Source organism: Microcystis protocystis FBCC-A270 (genome assembly GCF_050500235.1).
Taxonomy (GTDB): Bacteria; Cyanobacteriota; Cyanobacteriia; order Cyanobacteriales; family Microcystaceae; genus Microcystis; species Microcystis ichthyoblabe_A.
Genome location: NZ_CP191407.1, coordinates 3,381,357 through 3,401,483 on the forward strand (window position 1 = coordinate 3,381,357; position 20,127 = coordinate 3,401,483).

Annotated in this window: 16 protein-coding genes, 6 pseudogenes and 1 other annotated feature; of the genes and pseudogenes, 17 read left to right on the forward strand and 5 right to left on the reverse strand. The window is 41.1% G+C overall.

Features of this window, described 5'->3' with window-relative positions; translation table 11 throughout:
* Positions 1–58: 58 nt before the first annotated feature.
* Positions 59–199 (reverse strand): annotated as a pseudogene (locus tag ACQY1X_RS16440) (polyphosphate kinase 2 family protein); the annotation flags it as partial.
* Between the two features lie 470 nt (positions 200–669).
* Positions 670–786: a sequence feature (ribosomal protein L10 leader region), on the forward strand.
* A 98-nt stretch (positions 787–884) separates the two neighbouring features.
* Here ACQY1X_RS16440 and rplJ point away from each other — a divergent pair.
* The 5 genes from rplJ (at position 885) to ACQY1X_RS16465 (ending at position 3,938) form a co-directional block, all read left to right on the forward strand.
* Positions 885–1,433, forward strand: a complete 549-nt coding sequence (gene rplJ, locus ACQY1X_RS16445) for a 50S ribosomal protein L10 (RefSeq protein WP_069473827.1) — start codon at positions 885–887, stop codon at positions 1,431–1,433.
* Positions 1,434–1,477: 44 nt separating this feature from the next.
* The gene (gene rplL / locus ACQY1X_RS16450; protein ID WP_430014896.1) at positions 1,478–1,870 is read left to right on the forward strand and encodes a 50S ribosomal protein L7/L12; all 393 of its coding nucleotides are present in this window, start codon (positions 1,478–1,480) and stop codon (positions 1,868–1,870) included.
* A 104-nt stretch (positions 1,871–1,974) separates the two neighbouring features.
* A complete protein-coding gene (locus ACQY1X_RS16455; protein ID WP_012267019.1) occupies positions 1,975–2,070 on the forward strand; it encodes a photosystem II reaction center protein T in 96 nt (31 codons plus the stop codon).
* A gap of 127 nt (positions 2,071–2,197) precedes the next feature.
* Entirely contained in the window at positions 2,198–2,713 is a 516-nt protein-coding gene (nrdR, locus tag ACQY1X_RS16460; protein ID WP_002737459.1) for a transcriptional regulator NrdR, read from the forward strand.
* A 232-nt stretch (positions 2,714–2,945) separates the two neighbouring features.
* Positions 2,946–3,938 (forward strand): 30S ribosomal protein S1, encoded by a 993-nt coding sequence (locus ACQY1X_RS16465; protein ID WP_002737013.1) that lies wholly within the window; start codon positions 2,946–2,948, stop codon positions 3,936–3,938.
* 57 nt (positions 3,939–3,995) lie between these two features.
* Here the strand turns inward: ACQY1X_RS16465 and ACQY1X_RS16470 are convergent, their stop codons facing one another.
* The 3 genes and pseudogenes from ACQY1X_RS16470 to ACQY1X_RS16480 form a co-directional block, all read right to left on the reverse strand.
* Positions 3,996–5,030 (reverse strand): FHA domain-containing protein, encoded by a 1,035-nt coding sequence (locus ACQY1X_RS16470; RefSeq protein WP_419894489.1) that lies wholly within the window; start codon positions 5,028–5,030, stop codon positions 3,996–3,998.
* A gap of 122 nt (positions 5,031–5,152) precedes the next feature.
* Positions 5,153–5,854 (reverse strand): DUF3120 domain-containing protein, encoded by a 702-nt coding sequence (locus tag ACQY1X_RS16475; protein ID WP_002736983.1) that lies wholly within the window; start codon positions 5,852–5,854, stop codon positions 5,153–5,155.
* Positions 5,855–6,132: 278 nt separating this feature from the next.
* A pseudogene (locus tag ACQY1X_RS16480) lies at positions 6,133–7,268 on the reverse strand (ISL3 family transposase).
* A 267-nt stretch (positions 7,269–7,535) separates the two neighbouring features.
* On the opposite strand from ACQY1X_RS16480, the gene ACQY1X_RS16485 reads away from it, so the two are divergent.
* From ACQY1X_RS16485 to ACQY1X_RS16540, 12 genes and pseudogenes are all read left to right on the forward strand, one after another.
* Positions 7,536–8,360: a Uma2 family endonuclease gene (locus ACQY1X_RS16485; RefSeq protein ID WP_430013153.1), complete on the forward strand. Its 825-nt coding sequence runs from the start codon at positions 7,536–7,538 to the stop codon at positions 8,358–8,360.
* A 95-nt stretch (positions 8,361–8,455) separates the two neighbouring features.
* A pseudogene (locus tag ACQY1X_RS16490) lies at positions 8,456–8,596 on the forward strand (glycosyltransferase family 2 protein); the annotation flags it as partial.
* A gap of 50 nt (positions 8,597–8,646) precedes the next feature.
* Positions 8,647–9,456, forward strand: coding sequence for a hypothetical protein (locus tag ACQY1X_RS16495; RefSeq protein WP_430013154.1), 810 nt, complete (start codon positions 8,647–8,649; stop codon positions 9,454–9,456).
* 15 nt (positions 9,457–9,471) lie between these two features.
* Positions 9,472–10,398: a glycosyltransferase family 2 protein gene (locus ACQY1X_RS16500; protein WP_430013155.1), complete on the forward strand. Its 927-nt coding sequence runs from the start codon at positions 9,472–9,474 to the stop codon at positions 10,396–10,398.
* A gap of 21 nt (positions 10,399–10,419) precedes the next feature.
* Positions 10,420–11,223: a class I SAM-dependent methyltransferase gene (locus ACQY1X_RS16505; RefSeq protein WP_430013156.1), complete on the forward strand. Its 804-nt coding sequence runs from the start codon at positions 10,420–10,422 to the stop codon at positions 11,221–11,223.
* Positions 11,224–11,251: 28 nt separating this feature from the next.
* Positions 11,252–12,388: a glycosyltransferase family 4 protein gene (locus ACQY1X_RS16510; protein WP_430013157.1), complete on the forward strand. Its 1,137-nt coding sequence runs from the start codon at positions 11,252–11,254 to the stop codon at positions 12,386–12,388.
* Positions 12,389–12,559: 171 nt separating this feature from the next.
* On the forward strand, positions 12,560–13,285 hold the full coding sequence (locus tag ACQY1X_RS16515; protein ID WP_430013158.1) for an FkbM family methyltransferase: 726 nt from the start codon (positions 12,560–12,562) through the stop codon (positions 13,283–13,285).
* Positions 13,286–13,484: 199 nt separating this feature from the next.
* Positions 13,485–13,934: pseudogene (locus ACQY1X_RS16520) on the forward strand (glycosyltransferase); the annotation flags it as partial.
* A 294-nt stretch (positions 13,935–14,228) separates the two neighbouring features.
* Positions 14,229–14,504: pseudogene (locus ACQY1X_RS16525) on the forward strand (glycosyltransferase); the annotation flags it as partial.
* A 222-nt stretch (positions 14,505–14,726) separates the two neighbouring features.
* Complete coding sequence (locus ACQY1X_RS16530) at positions 14,727–15,077, forward strand: hypothetical protein (protein ID WP_430013159.1); 351 nt, start codon at positions 14,727–14,729, stop codon at positions 15,075–15,077.
* Between the two features lie 21 nt (positions 15,078–15,098).
* Positions 15,099–15,953 (forward strand): annotated as a pseudogene (locus ACQY1X_RS16535) (ISL3 family transposase); the annotation flags it as partial.
* 257 nt (positions 15,954–16,210) lie between these two features.
* On the forward strand, positions 16,211–18,451 hold the full coding sequence (locus tag ACQY1X_RS16540; RefSeq protein ID WP_430014897.1) for a glycoside hydrolase: 2,241 nt from the start codon (positions 16,211–16,213) through the stop codon (positions 18,449–18,451).
* Positions 18,452–18,840: 389 nt separating this feature from the next.
* Here ACQY1X_RS16540 and ACQY1X_RS16545 read toward each other — a convergent pair whose 3' ends face one another.
* Positions 18,841–20,031, reverse strand: coding sequence for a HEAT repeat domain-containing protein (locus tag ACQY1X_RS16545; protein ID WP_430014898.1), 1,191 nt, complete (start codon positions 20,029–20,031; stop codon positions 18,841–18,843).
* Between the last annotated feature and the right edge of the window lie 96 nt (positions 20,032–20,127).

Below are 20,127 nucleotides of genomic sequence, written 5' to 3' on the forward strand. Positions count from 1 at the left end.
ATTGATTATACGATCGATTTTCCGGCAATCATCGCTTTTTGGGGATTTTTTTCCATTTTTAATCTGGCTCATTTTCCAGGATTTCTTTGGCTTTCAGTAAAGCTTGGTGATGTTCTTCGGTGACGGTGGGATATCGTAAACCGAGGGATTCGAGGGTGTGATAAATAACTGCCCCCACAGCTAAACGGGTAAACCATTTGGGTTCTTCTCGACTTTGTGTGATAATTTTTGTCTATAGAATCATGAAGTGTTTACCGGAAAGACTTTTGGGACTATTTTGCTGAAGAAACTATCAGTATAGACCCCGTTTTTTATAATTGAGATATAGCGTTTCCTAAGCTAGTGAGGTACATCTATTTTTCTTCCCTTTTGCCTTTGGGGACTTGCGCTTTGATAATGTACCATTTAGGGCTGGTCTTATTCTTCTACAGAGCGATTTTCTGGCTGGGATATTATTCCCACGCAAGTCCCTTGGCCTCTTGCCTTTTGCCTAAAACCCATAACTTTTGTACCTCAGCAGACTGAAAAACGCTATAGTTTGTGCCGCTTAAATAAAGAGGTTTGGGTTTTAGACTTGGCGTTCAACGAGGATGCCTGTTCTACTCGTCAGGATTTTGCCCCTGCCCGCTCCCTGGTGGTGCTTGACATAAATTCCGCAATAGTGTTATAATAAAGGACTGGCTTAAGCCAAAGACAGCAGGTGCGAAACAGCTTAAATACCCTGCCGAGGTCAAAGCGAGAAAACAGCAGCCAAAAAGACTAAAGAGAGATTTTTTCTGTCTTGGTCGTGCCTGAACTGATTCTCTCCACTCAACCCCGGCGCTACAAGGGGTTATTTTTGTGCCTGTGGAACCGGTCCCCCGCATACAGGAGGTGAACAAGGGATGGGGAGAAGCAGAGAAAGCAAGGGAGTAATTCTAGAAGAATTAAAAACCTCCCTGAGCGAAGCTCAATTAACGATGGTCATCGACTATCAAGGTTTAACCGTCGCTGAAATCAGCAATCTACGCCGCAAATTGCGCCCCACGGGAACGATTTGTAAAGTCACCAAAAATACTTTGATGGGCTTGGCGATCGCTGAAGATAGTGGCTGGGAACCGATGAAAAGCCTTTTATCGGGAACATCCGCCTTTCTGCTCGTAAAAGAGGATATCGGTGGAGCTTTCAAGGCCTATCAAGAGTTCAAAAAAGAAAGCAAAAAAACCGAATTGCGCGGCGGTGTCCTCAAAGAAGGGACAAAAGGTCAACTGTTAACAGAAGATCAGATCAAAGCGATCGCTGATTTACCGTCGAAAGAACAGTTAATCGCTCAGGCCGCCAGAGCAATCAACGCCATTGCCACCAAACTGGCCCGCAGCATCAACGAAGTTCCCGCATCTTTGGCCCGTGCCGTCGATGCCGTGGCCCGTCAAGAAGAAAAAGAAGCGGCTTAATACCGCGCCAATCAATCACTTACAAACAATTAGGAGTCTAACCCATGTCTGCTGTAGCTGAAATCTTAGAAAAACTCAAAACTCTTACCCTCTTAGAAGCTGCGGAATTAGTCAAAGGTATCGAAGAAACCTTCGGAGTTAGTGCCGCCGCTCCGGCCGGTGGCATAATTATGGCGGCCCCTTGGGCCGCTCCCGCGGCTGCTGCTGAAGCTGTGGAAGAACAAACCGAATTTAACGTCGTTCTCGAAGAAGTTCCCGCCGACAAGAAAATTGCTATCCTTAAGGTGGTACGCGAATTGACCGGTTTGGGACTCAAAGAAGCGAAAGACCTAGTAGAAGCCGCTCCCAAAGCGGTTAAAGAAGGCACTAACAAAGATGATGCCGCCGCCATCAAGAAAAAACTGGAAGATGCTGGGGCAAAAGTTAGCGTTAAATAGATTGCCACTGATTCTGGGGATGTAGATTACATCCCCAGACAAGCTGAAAAGCTCATTTCCTGATACTATAGGATTGTTATAGCAGTCTTGTAGGATGTCTAACCATGGAAAGCGTCGCTTACATTTTAGTTTTAACTATGGCTTTGTCGGTAATTTTCTTCGCCATTGCCTTCCGGGAACCTCCCCGGATTCAAAAGTAAATTTCTTAACTCCGTTTAGGTTAATAATTTTCTTCCCTGAGCCGCCCGCTTGTCAAAAGCAGGTTAGCGGCTCTGGTTTTCGTATTTAAAGGCTTAAATTAAAGGTTCCCCTCACCGAGCGCCTCCTATGCAATGCCCTAATTGTCAGCATACCGATAGTCGCGTTTTAGAGTCCCGTTCCTCCGAAAACGGTCAGAGCATTCGTCGTCGTCGTGAATGCTTACAGTGTAAATATCGGTTCACCACCTACGAGCGCATCGAATTCGTGCCGATCACGGTGATTAAAAAAGATGGTAAACGGGAATCTTTTGATCGCTGCAAACTGCTGCGAGGGATCGTTCGCGCTTGCGAAAAAACCGGCATTCCTCACTCAAGATTAGAGGCGATCGTCAATGATATCGAATCCCGTCTGCAGCAAGACTCAAAACGGGAGGTAACAAGTCAGGAGATCGGTCAATTAGTCCTAGAATATCTCCGGCAAGAATCGGAGGTGGCCTATGTGCGCTTTGCTTCGGTTTACGGCAATTTTCAGGGAATTAGAGACTTTATCGCCGCTTTAGCGCTGCTGCAATCCTCCGAAATCGAACGCGCCTATCCTTCTTGGTCTCCAGTGGAAGAAGCCAGCGTGATCACCTCGTCTTAAATAGTTCCCGATTCAGTTATAATTAGGATCCCTTGTGCTATTTCAAGCCCAAGCTCTGGTTAGATTCTTAAAAGTCATTCTTGAGGCGGATTGCCTGCAAGAAAGCCGGATGCGGCAGTTCATCCCCTAGGCCCTACCTAGAAACTAAATTAGGAGGCATCTCCTTGATTTAGAAACTGTACATCACATAGGAGGAAAAACCTACGGAAATTCCGAGGCCCAAACAACGTACATGACCACCCAAAAAACTGCAAACAAAAACATAGGCTTTACCCATGAAGATTTTGCCGCCCTTCTAGACAAATACGATTATCATTTCAGTCCGGGAGATGTTGTCGCCGGGACTGTTTTCAGCATGGAACCCCGGGGAGCGCTCATCGATATCGGTGCTAAAACCGCCGCTTTTATCCCCGTGCAGGAGATGTCGATCAACCGCGTCGATAATCCCGAAGAAGTTTTACAACCCAACGAAACCAGGGAATTTTTCATTCTTACCGACGAGAATGAAGATGGACAGCTAACCCTGTCGATCCGTCGCATCGAATATATGCGCGCTTGGGAACGGGTGCGTCAATTGCAAAAAGAAGATGCTACCGTGCGATCGAATGTTTTCGCCACTAACCGTGGTGGAGCATTAGTCAGAATTGAAGGTCTCCGTGGCTTTATCCCCGGTTCTCACATTAGCACCAGAGAGGCGAAAGAGGATTTAGTCGGTCAGGAATTGCCCTTAAAGTTTTTAGAAGTGGATGAGGATCGCAACCGTCTGGTTTTAAGTCATCGTCGCGCTTTAGTGGAACGCAAGATGAACGGTTTAGCCGTGGGACAGGTGGTAATCGGTTCCGTGCGCGGAATTAAGCCCTACGGTGCTTTCATCGATATTGGTGGAGTCAGTGGTTTACTGCATATTTCCGAAATCTCTCACGATCACATTGACACCCCCCACACGGTTTTCAATGTCAATGATGAGTTAAAAGTGATGATTATCGATCTCGATGCTGAAAGAGGTCGCATTTCCCTCTCGACTAAACAATTAGAACCAGAACCGGGAGATATGCTCAAAAATCGCCCGTTAGTGTTTGAAAAAGCGGAAGAAATGGCGATTAAATACCGAGAAAAACGTCTAGCGGAAGCGGAAGGCCGGACCGTCTCGGAAGTAGTGGAAGAAATCGAAGTTCCCCCCGCCTTGGAGGAGGAAGATTTAGTTCTCGCCGCTACCGAAGAGTAGGTCAGTTATCAGTTATCAGTGATCAGTGATCAGATTTGAGTTTTAAGTGGACAGTGTTTATTCTCCAAAACCAGCACGGCTGGCAAATCCTGTGATTCCAGTCATCTCCTCACTACTATTGGCATCAAGGAAACGATCCAAGTGATCAAAAGTGGTTCCGTAGGTAATAGTTTTAGCGTCGTATCCTTTCAGACTGACGGTATGTGGCTCGAAAGCTTGGTGGAGATAGGGTAAACCGATGAGATGACTGTAGGTAGTGGCTCCGATGGCTAAATCCCTACCTATTTCTTTAGTGGCCGACTCTAAACGAAAAGCGGCGTTGACTGTATCCCCGATCGCTGTATAATCTGGATGTTCACCGCTGCCAGTATTGCCGACCATGGCATAACCAGTATTCACCGCCGCACCGATGCGTAATTTAAAGGGTAAGGGATATTGTGCGCTTAAGGCGCGAGTCATGTTATGTAGTTGTATAATTGCTTGGAAAATTTGCAGGATATCGTCTTGATTGACTTCCTGTTGGCCGTGAAACCAGATGGCCATGATCGCATCACCAATATATTTATCTACCCAACTGCCAGAACTGCGGACAATACCCCCGGCATGGCGAAACCAACTGCCAATCAGAGAAGAAAGCACTTTTTCGTCTAATTGCCTAGTTAAAGCCGTAAAATTCCGCATATCCACCACCATCACCGATGTTAAGCGCCGTTCATGGACGGAGGAGGTAGGGGTGTCCCATTCTAAATTGCGCGGTTGCTTGCCTACATTGGTGGGAGTAGCACGATAGAACTGCACCTCGGTTTTGCCAAAGGTGATCTGATCTGTGTTATGGATAGTCACGGGAATAGCTACCCTTCTGCCATTGACAAAAGTTCCATTGAGACTACCGAGATCGATCAGATAAAAATCTCCTGTTTCCGTGGATTGTAAAATAGCGTGATTGCGAGAGATACAGTGATCCTTAATCACGATATCGTTATCTTTGCCCCGTCCGATTGTCCAGTAAGATCTCCCCACGAGAGGGAAAAAACGCTGTCCCTTATCGGTATGGAGTAGTAAATAGGGATTTTCTCTTGGCAGTATATCCACAGGTACATGAGCGGCAATAGATAGACAGTCGCAACTACACATTATATAGCATATAGCAAGATTCCGCACATTTTCATCTATCTAAGTAAATAGATGGAAACGGGAATTAGCTAGGAAAACCCTTAAGCCAGAGAAGCGGTAATCCAAAATAAACCATCGACTAAAATTGTACTCAATACGGCTCCGCTAAATGCCCACCAATGACATACCCTTTTTTGCAAAGGATAAATACCGATCGCTAAGAGCAAGTTGAGCAGCACGATCGCCCAACTGATGCCCCAGGGGGTCTCAATTTGGGCCAAGGCGTTATGAAATATCGGCGATACTAGGTTGGGGTCTAGTTCCACGGTCATTAATTGTCGCCAGTAGGGAATTAGTCCCGTTAGATAGAAATATACATCGGTGATGGCAGTCCCTAACAAAGAACCCAGATAGAAAAGATTGCCCACTTTGCCGCGACCTTTGTATAGTCCCCAGAGAACAAAGGGCAGCCCGATCGCTTCCATGGGAATATGGATCAACGGTTCCCAACGCCACCAACCCCAGTAGAGAGAACCTGCTAACCAACTCCAACTAAAGCCCAAAAGTAAATCCCCCCAAAGACTGATTTTTTCTTGTTTGAGCAGCCAAACCCCTAACCCCACCCAAAAAAAGGTTAAACCTAGGCTAACTTCGGGATAGTAGCGCACTAGGGGCGCTTGCATGAACACGGGGACCGAGACCAGAAATGCTGCCGTCCAAAAGACGGATTGACATTTTTCCCAGTTGGGGACTAGGGGTTTCAGGCGATCGGGATTGCTGGGAACTAGGGTAGAGTTGAGCAAAGGATTTCAGAATTGTTACGAAACTTTACTTATATTAAGATACATCATTCTCTCTACACTATATCCCCTCTAGAAGATTTTGATAAAGTGAACTACTCTCAAGGTCGTTGAGAGCTTCCTATTTCACGGGGGATTGCCTCAAGACGGACTTTACACCCAGCTTTTGGTTTTACATCCCCTCTATGGGCAGTATCGCGCTTTTCCTAACGACAATACCCTTCGACGTAGCTCAGGGCAAGCTTCGGCTGGCTCTTTTGGTTTTTGTGTGTTAATTTTTGTTATGAATTAAAGCAAGCAAACAGCTTAATTGGTAAATTCATAACTTATTCTTTTAATAAGCTTTATTTTGGTATTCATTCCCTCAATTAATCCGTCGGTTGTATGATTTTCAAAGTAATTACAAATACCAGGCAAATGCTTCTGGATCATACTGGCACTACTTTGATATAATATCCCGCCTATTCTTATCCATTTTTCCAATTTTCTCTCAGCACCTCTGAACGTTCTACAACTTTGATAAATTTGTCTAATTTCTTCTTTCATTTCCCAGGCTATTCCCAAGCATGAATGTTCTTTCAGGATAACTTCTAGTTGTTGTTTTTGCTCGTGCTTTAAGTCCTCTTTATTCTTCCATAATAAATGAGGTAATCCTTTTTCATGCACCCCCATTAACTTTCTCAATTTATTAAGCTCGTCATTGATGATAGCCATTACATGAAAACGATCATAGATGATTTTAGCATTGGGAAATAATTCCTTGCTCACTGCTGTAAATCCTGACCACATATCGACGCTCACTTCTTTCACCTTCTCCCGAACTGTTTCTGGCTGTGCTTTTAAGGATTCCCAATTCATCTTGCTTATGTCCTTTAATCACATCTAGTAAAATTTTCTTGTCCAGATCTACGACCGTTGTTATGAAATCTTTATGTCCTTTTAAGTTACTAAATTCATCTAAGCTTATTCGTTCTGGTGCTTCCCACTCTTCCTTTTCTAGTTCTTTAGCACAGTGATTAAATATTAACTGAACTTCTGACCATCCTAACCCTTCTTCTCGACTTATTTCTTCGATACTACAATTTTTTACTCTCTCATAAATCATCGATTCATAGCGAATTGTCTGATGCTGTCTTAATCTCATAAAACATAGTCTTTCGCTGATATACTTTTGGCACTTTTGACAATGAAACTGGCGGCGTGGTACTTCCAAATATACTCGATTGCCTAATATTGACAAATCTCTGACTAGATTATACTCTGTCTGATTGATTCTGTCCAAGGTTTGATGGCAATTCGGGCATTCAATTGTTTCATTTAAAAGAGCGAGCTTTAGGAAAATTGTTTGAGTAATTTTTTGATAATTGACCACTGTTACATTTGGTAAATCGAGGAGTTGATCAAAATTTATCCACATAACTCACCTCCTGTTCTGTGTTACTATTATACCATGCTCACACAGAACCTAGAAAGGCCAATGCGTCTTAGTCTAGAATTGTGATAGAACAGATAGTAATCCCCTAAACCCTTGACAATAAGCAGCTGAACAATGGTATTAAGCTCCTTGCCCGTTCACGAATCATTTAGAATTGCTGTAGCTACTCAATTAAAGTAGTATTTGCCTGAAAGAGGGCAAAAAATCTAGAAAATCTACATAACTAAACCCAAAATCTAGGACAGAAATATGGAAACTCTGACGTTTAGTCAACCAATGCAGTTAACTGCATTACCCACCCAAGATGAACTTCCCTGCGATGATGGAGTACCCATGGAAACTCAAAGGCATAAATGGCAGATGGATCTGTTAATAGACAGTATATCCCCTTGGCTAGACCGACGAGAAGATGGTTATGCCAGTGGCAATATGTTTGTCTATTTCAGTACAGCACAACTGAAAAATCAAGACTTCAAAGGACCTGATTTTTTTGCCGTCTTAGGTGTACCAAAAGGGGAGCGAAAAAGTTGGGTTACTTGGGAGGAGGGAAAAGCCCCCGATGTAGTGATTGAACTCCTCTCGGAAAGTACCACTCAAATAGACAAAACTGAGAAAAAACAGATTTATCAAGATAAGTTACGAGTGCCTGAATATTTCTGGTACGATCCTTTTAATCCTGAAGATTTTGCCGAATTTGTCTTAGTTGATGGCCTATATGAACCGCGGCAACCCAACGAGAAAGGATGGCTAATCAGTGGTCGTTTGGGATTAGCTTTAGTTCGTTGGCAGGGAGAATATAGAGGGGTAACAACCGTCTGGATTCGCTGGGCGACTTTAGATGGAATGTTGTTGCCAACCCCGCGAGAGTTGGCTGAGGAAGCACAACAGAAAGCTGAGGCAGCACAACAGCAAGCTGAGGCAGCACAACAGCAAGCTGAGGCAGCACAACAGCAAGCTGAGGCAGCACAACAGCAAGCTGAGGCAGCACAACAGCAAGCTGAGGCAGCCGAAGAAAAAGCCGAACGATTGGCGGCTAAACTCAGGGAATTGGGGATTAATCCTGAAAGTCTCTGACTTCGTCTGGGTGGATTTTGGTAGTCCCACTAGCCTAGAGTTGACAATTTGGTCAGGCTGGGTTATGATGCTGCGAGTTAAAAGTAAATCCGTCTATGACTGACTTCCAACTGACCACTCCTGTGGCCTTCCTGATTTTTAATCGACCAGACACGACGGCGAGGGTGTTTGAAGCCATTCGTCAGGCGAAACCACCTAAGTTATTAGTGGTTGCCGATGGTCCGCGTCCTGATAGACTACAATAGTTTATGGACTACACCATTTAAGCCGAGGAGAGATTGTCAAGATGTTAGGATTTACCGAGATTGATGTTAGACAGATAGCGAAAACTCTAATATACAATAGAGTCTCCAGAAAGTTTTACGATACTTTTGATAAGCTAATGAGAACTCATATTTCCCCTGATATTCATAATTGGATAATCGATGTTCACAATAATCAGTATACTTTTGATCCTGAGTTAATAGGGATAGTACATATCCCGAAAACAGGAGGAACCTATTTAAGATATATATTAGAAAAGTCTAACTATTCGGCTAATTTTATTGGTATGGGTAAACATTTACCCATATCTATAAAATGTCCGCCTGAAAGATTTAAATATGTTGTTTTTTTGAGAAATCCTATAAATAGATGTTTTTCTTATTTTCAAATGTGCCAAAGAAATTCCAACATTCCCTGGCATAAATATTCAAAAGATATGCCAGATTTTTTCAAAAATTGCCGGGAGGTGCGAAATATGGCTTGCAGGTATATTTCTGGAAGGATGAAAGAAGTCGATTCGAGTTCTTTTGCCAAAGCTGTTGAAAATTTAAACAAAATGTATTTTGTTGGTTTATTTGAAGATTTTGAGTCCTCAGCCTTGGTGTTTTTAGATAAAATAAATTTAGACAATTCAAACAATGCCGCGCCACCATGCCAGACAAAAATAAAAGTTCCTCATTTGAATCAATATGATTATAAATGCAATGATATCATGCCCGAATCTACATATCATTTGATAGCCGAATATAATAAATATGATATTCTTTTGTATAATTATTGTATAAAAGAATATTTTCCAGAAAAAAGTAACTTTTTGATTAAAAATAACTAAGAGGATAGTACAGTAATGGATTATTTCCAATTAACAACTCCTGTCGCCTTCCTAATTTTCAATCGACCAGACACGACGGCGAGGGTATTTGAAGCTATCCGTCAGGCGAAACCGCCTAAGTTATTAGTAGTTGCTGACGGTCCGCTTACTGATAGACCAGATGATGTTGAAAAGTGTAAGTCTGCTCGTGCTATTATTGATGGAGTTGATTGGGATTGTGAGGTATTGACGAATTATTCTGATTTAAATTTAGGTTGTAAGAATCGGGTGTCGAGTGGTTTAGATTGGGTTTTCCATACAGTTGAAGAAGCAATTATTCTTGAAGATGACTGCTTGCCACATCCTAGTTTTTTTCGCTTTTGCCAAGACTTGCTTGATTATTATAGAAATGATAAACGAATTATGGCTATTTCGGGGGATAATTTTCAGTTTGGCAGAAAGCGCACGGAGTACAGTTACTATTTCTCTCGCTATAATCATATCTGGGGTTGGGCAACTTGGAGGAGAGCGTGGCAATATTATGATGTTAAAATGAAGCTATGGCAAGAAATTCGTGATGGTAACTGGCTTGAGTTTATTTTAGGAGAAACTCAGGCTGTCAAATACTGGACGAAGATTTTTCAAACTGCTTATGATAATCAAGTTGATACTTGGGATTATCCATGGACGTTTGCCTGTTGGATTCAGAATAGTCTAACAATCCTTCCCAATGTAAATTTAGTTAGTAATATTGGTTTTGGTGAAGATGCCACTCATACAATTGGTAGTAAAAGTAGAGTGGCAAGTCTTCCTGTTAAAGAAATGAATTTTCCGTTAAAACATCCTCCATTTTTGCTGCGTCATGTTGAGGCAGATGATTTTATTCAAAGAAATGATTATAATCTAAGTCTATTTACCAGATTGAATAATAGATTGAAGCGAATTATAACAAAAGCAAAGTAATTCTAACGGAAAATACCTATCATGAGTAATAATAAATGTCCAATTTGTCAATCAGGCAGAGAAAAAATTTTTAGAGCCAAACTTTTACAAAAATATGAAGTTGATTACTTTTTCTGCCAAAATTGTGGTTTCCTGCAAACTGAAAAACCCTACTGGTTAGAAGAAGCCTATCAAAATGCCATAGCATCTACAGATACAGGATTAGTAGTGAGAAATATTACTATATCAAAAAAATTAACTTGTATTTTGTATTATTTATTTGAAAAAAATGGCAAATATTTAGACATAGCAGGTGGCTATGGACTATTAACAAGGTTGATGAGAGATGTAGGGTTTGATTTTTACTGGTCAGATCTATACTGTCAAAATATATTCGCAAATTATTTTGAAGCTAGTAATACAAACAATGCTTTTTCGGCAGTTACTGCATTTGAAGTTCTTGAACACCTGTATGATCCTGTAGAATTTATATCCAAATCGCTTGAAAGTACAGAATGCAAAACTTTGATCTTTTCAACTCAGCTTTTTGATGGGCTTCCCCCAGCACCAAATGATTGGTGGTACTATGCCCATGAAACAGGTCAGCACATATCTTTTTTTCAGCATAAGACTCTCGATTTCTTAGCAAAACAAATGTCCTTAAATTTTTATTCTACTAGCAATTATGGTTTGCATATCCTTACTGACCAAACGATTAATAATCGATTATTCAAAATTTTATCTGGAAGGCTTTCTAAGTTGTTATATGCATATATTAGTAAACGAATGAAAAGCAAATTATTTTCAGATAGAGATATTATTTTAAAACAAATTTCAACAAAATAGATCACATAACTACAGACAAATTAATGTCATGAAAATTGTCTACGATCATCAAGTTTTTACCTTCCAAAAATATGGGGGAGTTTCTCGGTATTTTTACGAGTTATCCACACGAATGGCAAACTTCGACGATTGTGAAGTAAAAATTCTGGCGGGTTTATATATAAATGAATATTTAAAGCATTGTCCTCCTAATTTGGTTAATGGATGGAAAAGACCATCAATACCTAAAACAACTAGGATTGTAGATTTTATCAACGCTCTAATATCTAAAGTCTGGATAAAATCTGATACTCCTGATATTCTTCATGAAACATACTACACTTTTAATAGCATTGCCGCCAATTCATCTAAAACTAAAAAAGTAATTACAGTATATGATATGATTGATGAAAAATTCGCTGATTCTGCACCTAAATCTGCTAACTTATTCCTAGGGAGAAAAAAAGACTTTTCCTCTATTAAATTACAAGCAATTAAGAGGGCAGATCATGTTATATGTATTTCTAACAGTACTAAGGAAGATATGATAAATATTTTTGATATAGATGCTGAAAAAATAGCGGTGGTCTATCTTGGTTACTCTCTAATTTCTGCGCCTTCAGTAACTTCTAAATTATATAAGCAAAATTCTTATCATCCTTATATTCTCTATGTTGGACAGCGGGGATGGTACAAAAACTTTTCTCGATTAGTTAAAGCCTATGCCAGCCATTCTAGTCTTAATAGTAACTTCAATTTGTTATGCGCGGGAGGTCAGAAATTTTCTCAAGATGAACTTAATTTAATTGACGGTTTAGGACTAAGTGAAGATAAAGTTCTACATATTAATGGCAACGATCAAACTTTGGCAAAATTATACAGTCAAGCATCTGCCTTTGTCTATCCTTCTCTCTACGAAGGATTTGGCATACCAATCCTAGAAGCTATGTCATTTGGCTGTCCCGTTGTCTGTAGCAACACAAGTTCATTTCCAGAAGTGGCTGGTAATGCAGCCGAATTTTTCGATCCCTATGATATGGAGAGTATTGCTAATGCGCTAGAAAAAGTATTATTTGATTCAGATTTAACAAAAAAGCTTGTAGAATTAGGAAAGGCAAGGGTAAAGAGTTTTTCTTGGGAAAAATGTGCAGAACAAACCCACTCAATCTACGCCTCACTACTTTAGCTTGATCGAGAAAGTTGCTAAAATATGCTAAGCTATTACGATCAAGAATTATTATAACTTTTATTTATAAATAGCCAGAGTTTGTATAGACTTTTCTGATAGCAGTTTTCTTATCCACTCATCACTAGCAGCAATCTTACGACCACATATACGGTTAATTAACTATCTGTCATGATCAAAAAAACGATTAAGAAACTCTCCAGAAGTTTAGGAATTGATCTAAAAAGATACAATATCCAAACATCCGAAGCGGCGAAAATGCAGCGCTTGTTGGCCTATCACAATATTGACTTAGTATTCGATGTTGGCTCTAATATTGGGCAATATGCTAAATTACTGCGAGAATTAGGCTATTCGGGGAGGATAGTTTCCTTTGAACCACTGTCAAGTGCTTACTCTCAGTTAAAAGCTGTTAGTGAAAAAGACCCTCTGTGGGAAATTGCTCCCCAAGCTGCCATCGGCAACCAAGAAGGTGAAATTATCATCAATATTGCTGGTAATAGTTATAGTAGTTCAGCTTTGCCAATGCTGGATGCTCACTTAGAATCTGCACCGGAATCAGCTTACTCTGGCTCAGAAACAGTAAAATTGAGCAGGCTAGATACCATTGCCAAGGACTATATCAAAAGCGAAACTAAATCCATTTTCCTCAAAATAGACGTGCAAGGATTGGAAAAACAAGTGCTAGAAGGAGCAACCGCAATTTTGCCTTTGGTTAAAGGTATTAAGCTTGAATTATCTTTAGTCCCTCTCTACGAAAGTCAAGTCCTGTTTAAAGAAATGATTCATATCGTAGAAAAATTAGGTTACGAACTGTACGGTATTGAACCAGGGTTTACTGCCGAAAAAACTGGGAGGATGTTGCAGATGGATGGCATTTTCTTTAAACCAGATTAAAAATTTCATCTGGTAAAACATGAGTAAAGTTATTTGTTGATGTCCTTTCTCAAATAGTGCTACACTGTGTACACAATACATTGAGAAAATTGGGGTGCGAGAATTTCGGAGCGAACTCCCTAAATACATATACGCTGAGACTCCCGTTGAGGTACTACGTCACGGCCATACTGTTGGGTTCTATTTCCCTGTTAAACAGCAGGGGGAAATATGGTGGCATAAATTAGAGTTAGTGGTCTTCGGTGCCTCTGAACCAGTGAATCCGCCTGATTTCGGCTTAAAAACCCATTATTTAGGCAGATTAAATGATGATATTTCCCTAGCTTTAGTCTATGCCGCCGCCGATATTTTTGTCGCTCCCTCAATTGAGGATAATCTTCCCAATACAGTCATGGAAGCTCTCGCTTGTGCCACTCCATCTGTTGCCTTTAAAATTGGTGGAATGCCTGATATGATCGAACATCAAGAGAATGGTTATCTGGCTCACCCCTTCGAGGTGGAAGACTTAGCAAGCGGAATTAATTGGGTATTAGAAGATACAGAAAGGTATAACCAATTGTGCATTCGGGCAAGGCAAAAAGTGGAGCAAGAATTTACTCTTGAGATTCAAGCATCTAAGTATTTAAAGCTGTACAATGAAATATTGTAATATAAGCAACCTCGAAAAATTGCCTCTCTTTTCAATAACAGAAGCCTAAAAGCGCCTATAGCGTTTCCTGTTCGCAAGAGGTATATTATCGATGTTGAAAACCCTAATTAGCAAAGGTTTAACTGTGCCACACAGGTGTGAGAACCGCTATATATCACGACACTACCCCTAGTGGTCTCCTGACTTTTCAAACATCCTTTAAGAAAAACATGGGACAATTAAAATTATTTCTATTCGGGCAAGCTTCTTAACTAGAAAGACTTTTAGTCTTGAGATAATATTAGGTCGAGGTCTAATGACTCTCAAGATAAAACAGTCAGCATATTAGAGCAAATCTCTCAAAGCGACTCTAGAGTTAAAATTATCATTAACGCTAGGAATTTTGGCTTTGTTCGTTCTAGCTATTACGGACTTTTACAAGGAACTGGGGATGCGTTTATTTTAGTCTTCGCCGACTTTCAATATCCCCCCGAACTAATCGTCAATTTTTTGGAGAAATGGGAGGAAGGCTATCAAGTTGTTAAAGGAATTAAAGACAAAAGTACAAATGTGAAGACAAAAGAAGGAATTTATCCAGAAATGAGAGAGTTAGGTTTAAGTCCAGGAACTAAACTATTTTTGAAGGATGTCAATATTACAAAAGAGCAGGGATTTGGACAGTTTAACTTAGCGGGTAAGTGGAAAAAAACCTATGGGGGTTTTCAAACAAAAGAACCTTAATATATTCTGACAAATTTTGGGGATTTAGAGACGGCAATAATTGCCGATCAAAAAAGATTTGATATTGAGGAGATGTTCCGAGATTTTAAGTCGGGATGCTATAGCTTAGAAGGTTCTCAATTAGCACCGCAATACCTATCAAAGCTGATAATTGTTATAGCTATCGCCTATACAAGTGCCACACTACAAGGTAAAAAAATTAAGGATATGGGAATCCAAAAATATGTCACAAGACCCGAAAAAAGATATAAAGGTCAACGCAGACACAGCAGTTTTTATGTGGGTCAACATCTCTATCATTGGCTCCAGCTACATCAAATGTTCCTAAAAAATATAGAAGAGCTAATGCAAATTAGCCGCTATCGGTTGAAGGATTGCATCAAAGGACAAAGAGCAATATCGCTTGCCCTATCTACCTTCTAGCTCGCTTGTCCCCCTCTCAGGAGTTTTATGAGATTAAGACAGCATCATACAATCCGCTATGAATCGATGATTTATGAGAGAGTAAAAAATTGTAGTATCGAAGAAATAAGTCGAGAAGAAGGGTTAGGATGGTCAGAAGTTCAGTTAATATTTAATCACTGTGCTAAAGAACTAGAAAAGGAAGAGTGGGAAGCACCAGAACGAATAAGCTTAGATGAATTTAGTAACTTAAAAGGACATAAAGATTTCATAACAACGGTCGTAGATCTGGACAAGAAAATTTTACTAGATGTGATTAAAGGACATAAGCAAGATGAATTGGGAATCCTTAAAAGCACAGCCAGAAACAGTTCGGGAGAAGGTGAAAGAAGTGAGCGTCGATATGTGGTCAGGATTTACAGCAGTGAGCAAGGAATTATTTCCCAATGCTAAAATCATCTATGATCGTTTTCATGTAATGGCTATCATCAATGACGAGCTTAATAAATTGAGAAAGTTAATGGGGGTGCATGAAAAAGGATTACCTCATTTATTATGGAAGAATAAAGAGGACTTAAAGCACGAGCAAAAACAACAACTAGAAGTTATCCTGAAAGAACATTCATGCTTGGGAATAGTCTGGGAAATTAAAGAAGAAATTAGACAAATTTATCAAAGTAGTAGAACGTTCAGAGGTGCTGAGAGAAAATTGGAAAAGCGAAATATTATATCAAAGTAGTGCCAGCATGATCCAGAAGCATTTGCCTGGTATTTGTAATTACTTTGAAAATCATACAACCGACGGATTAATTGAGGGAATGAATACCAAAATAAAGCTTATTAAAAGAATAAGTTATGAATTTACCAATTAAGCTGTTTGCTTGCTTTAATTCATAACAAAAATTAATACAGGAAAACCAGGAGAGCCCGCAATTTAAATTACGAACAGCTTACTGCTGAACTCCCAATACTCACCACCAGAGGAGCCGATCCTTTAACAAATACAAAGAGACGATACCCCCTCAAAACCAGTTGATAGGATTATGGTAGTGACCGAAATCAACTTTTAAGAATCTATAATGGGCTTTATTGTCCATTATTATCTAATATAACGGCTTTAAAGCCTGTTATATGCACTTTTCCTCGGTATTATCATGGCCTATCCTCTCTACGTCGCTTTTATTTGGCATCAACACCAACCCCTCTACAAATCCTGTCAAACTAGCACCGATGCTTCGGGACAATATCGCTTACCCTGGGTGCGACTGCATGGAGTGAAAGATTATCTCGATTTAATCTTAATTCTAGAACGTTTTCCCAAATTACACCAAACTGTCAACCTTGTCCCCTCTTTAATCCTGCAATTAGAGGATTACGTCAACGGACTAGCTATAGACCCCTATCTTGCCCTCACCGTCACCCCAGAAGCGCAGTTAACCCTGGCACAAAAACACTTTATCCTCGAACACTTTTTCGATGCTAACCATCGTACCCTGATCGATCCGCACCCCCGTTACGCCCAATTATACGCACAGCGTCAAGAAAACGGTCATAGTTGGTGTATTAGCCATTGGCATCTCCAAGATTATAGCGATCTCTTGGCTTGGCATAACCTCGCTTGGATCGATCCTATCTTTCACAGTGACCCAGAAATCGCTGCTTGGTTAGAACAGGGAAAAAACTTCACTTTAAGCGATCGCCAGCGAATTATCTCCAAACAGCGTCAAATTCTGCGTCGTATCTTGCCGCAACACCGGTTAATGCAGGAAACCGGACAACTAGAAATCATTACCAGTCCCTACACCCATCCGATTTTACCCCTGCTGGCCAACTCGGAAGCCGGCCGGGTAGCGGTGCCGAATATGACCCTTCCTCGCCAATATTTCCACTATCCTGAAGATATTTGCCGCCATCTCCGGAAAGCTTGGCAAATCTATATCGATCGCTTTGATAAACAACCTCGAGGACTTTGGCCCTCGGAACAATCCGTTAGTCCCGCAATTCTCCCCGCTGTCGCTAAACAGGGTTTTCAGTGGTTATGTTCCGATGAGGGGGTGTTAGGTTGGTCTCTGGGACATTACTTTCATCGCGACGAAAAAGGCAATATTAGCGAACCAGAATTGCTTTATAGTCCCTACCTTCTGGAAACTAGCAACGGCAATTTATCGATGGTTTTCCGCGATCATCGTCTCTCGGATCTGATCGGATTTAGCTATAGTGGCATGAAAGCGCAAGAGGCCGCTACAGACTTAGTTAAACACCTAGAAGCGATCGCCGAACAACTGAAAACCAACGCAGAAACCACGACGCTAGAAAAACCCTGGTTAGTTACCATTGCGCTAGATGGCGAAAACTGTTGGGAAAACTATCATCAAGACGGTTTACCCTTCCTAGAGAATCTTTATCAACTTTTAAGCGACCACCAAGCGATCGAATTAGTCACCGTCTCGGAATATCTCGATCGCTTTCCGGCTAATGCTAAAATCCCTGTCAATCAACTTCATAGCGGCTCTTGGATCGATGCCAATTTTACCACTTGGATCGGCGATCCCGCTAAAAATAAAGCTTGGGAATATCTAATTTTAGCCCGTCAAACCCTCGCTAATCACCCGGAAGCGACGGAAGATAATAACCCCGATGCGTGGGAAGCATTGTATGCAGCGGAGGGTTCCGATTGGTTTTGGTGGTTTGGTTATGGCCATTCCTCCAATCATGACGCAATTTTTGACCAACTTTTCCGCGAACACCTAATCGCTCTTTATCAAGCTTTAAATGAGCCAATTCCCTCCTATTTGCTCGAACCGGTGGAAGAACACGGGGATAAACAAAGTAATCGTCCGCTGGCTTTCATTCACCCCATTATCGACGGTTTTGGGGACGAACAGGATTGGGATAAAGCTGGACGGATCGAAATTGGCGGCGCCAGTGGTACAATGCACCGGACTTCCTTAGTACAAAGGCTCTTTTTCGGTTGGGATCACCTCAATTTTTATCTGCGTTTCGATTGGAAACCGGGGGCAGAATTAGGCAAAGATATCCCGCCTGAAGTACATTTATATTGGTATTATGATGAAGTGCATCGTCTGCAAAGTCCAATTCCCTTAGCAGATATTCCCCCTCGATCGCCCCTCGATTACGGTTATCATCATCATCTAGGAGTTAATTTAATCACGGAATTTACTTGGTTAGAAGTCGCTCAAGAATATTTTACTTGGCAACGAGTTCCTAGTAGTGCCAAAGCTTCTTTTAATCAATGTTTGGAGATTGCTGTCCCCTGGGAAGGATTACACATTGAACCCGATGCTCGTCTCCATTTAATCGCAGTTTTAGCTAATCAAGGTCAATACTATGATTTCCTCCCCGTTGAAGAATTAATCTTCCTGCAAAGACCTTAAATCAGTGATCAGTGATCAGTAATCAGTAATCAGTTTTTTAGTTATCAGCTATCAGCTAGAATCATTTATTAGTAAGTGATCAGTAATAGTAGAAAGATATGTTTTAGCTTTAACTAATCAGATAGATGGCTCTCTTAGGTTTGGTGGCTAAAATGTATTCTAAGATACAGTCTTGGGGCAGTGAGTGGAACGAACCACAGAGACACAAAGGACACAAAGATCGATCACTAATATATAAGTTAAACTTATCACACAAAGAATAAGAGAGCCTCAATTTTTCCATTAATGCCCAATTTGCTCAAGAAGCGCAGGAGAAATTAAACGCTATCCTTGGGGAAATGGATGCGGATCACTGACAAATTCATCACATCTGTGCAGCGGTAAATTAGCTAGATATTCCCATGATCTAGCTTTTTCAGGGCGCTAAGAGCATGAAGACGGACGATTGCTTCCCCATCGGCTGCTAAAGTCAGCAAAATACTTTTATTGTCCCGATCTAATTCTCCTAAAGCGATCGCTAGAGACTGTTTAACTCCCGTATCAGTGAAGAGCGCCGGACGGGAGTGATAAAAATTACTGAGAATTTCCCCTGCTTGTTGGCGTAATTTCTGGCAGGTTTGCCGGCCGAGAATAGCGATAATTTCCCGACAAATTAGGACATTTTCGCTATATAAAGCCTTTTCTAGATAATTTAAAGCTTCTCTATCCTCGATCCAGCCCAATGCTCGCACTACAGTTAATTTTAAACTATCGGGAGTTAAGGAAGATTGCAGCAGTGGATTTAAAGCTTTAGCTGAGGTTGCTGTGCCGATACGACCGAGAGCGATCGCCGTTTCTTGACAGATCTCGAGGTGGACATCGAATAACAGCGGTTGCAGATGGTTAAGTAAATCTGCTTGGGGATAATTCGTCCCTAGGTAACTACTAGCTTTAATTGCTTCCCGTCGCACCTCGATGGCCGGATCCTGTAAAGCATCGAGGATAATCGCAGTAATCTGGGGATGGTGAAAACTGCTTAAAGCTTCGATCGCCATGGACCGAATGGCGCTAGATTGATCCTTAACTACAGTTAAAAGCGGTTCGATAATTTCCGGCCGGCGAATTTGTGATAAAGCTTGTACGGCTAAAAAACGGGTATTAGAGTCGGACAGTAATTGTCCTAAACTAGAGATGGCAGAACTGCCGATATTAGCTAAAGCAGCCGCAGCCATTTGGCTGAGTTCCTCCTCCTCCGATCTTTGCAATAATTGACTGAGAGCGAGAATACAGGCTCGATCGTCAAATTGACTGAGAATTCTCGCCAGAAACCAGCGCATTTCCCCATCTTGTTCCTCGGATTCTAACAGGGCAATTAGAGGAGCGATCGCCGATTGACCGATTTGAGGAAATAGTTTCGCTATCTCCCATCGCTGTTGAAAATCGCATTTTTGTAAAGCTTCTAGGGCTAAATCGAGGATTTCATCGTTAATAATCGGTTCAATCGCATCTTTTTGGTTTAAAAGTCGCTGTATGCTGGCGTTTACTGTCTCCCAGTCCTTTTTATTCAACGCTATCTGAGCTTTTTCTAGCAGAGCTTGCATCGTGAGAAATGGCCTCGATTTTCGTGCTACCTATCTCAAGAATGTCAGACTTTCTCGCTTTTGTCCTCTCTCATAATGCAAGAAACCGATAATAAA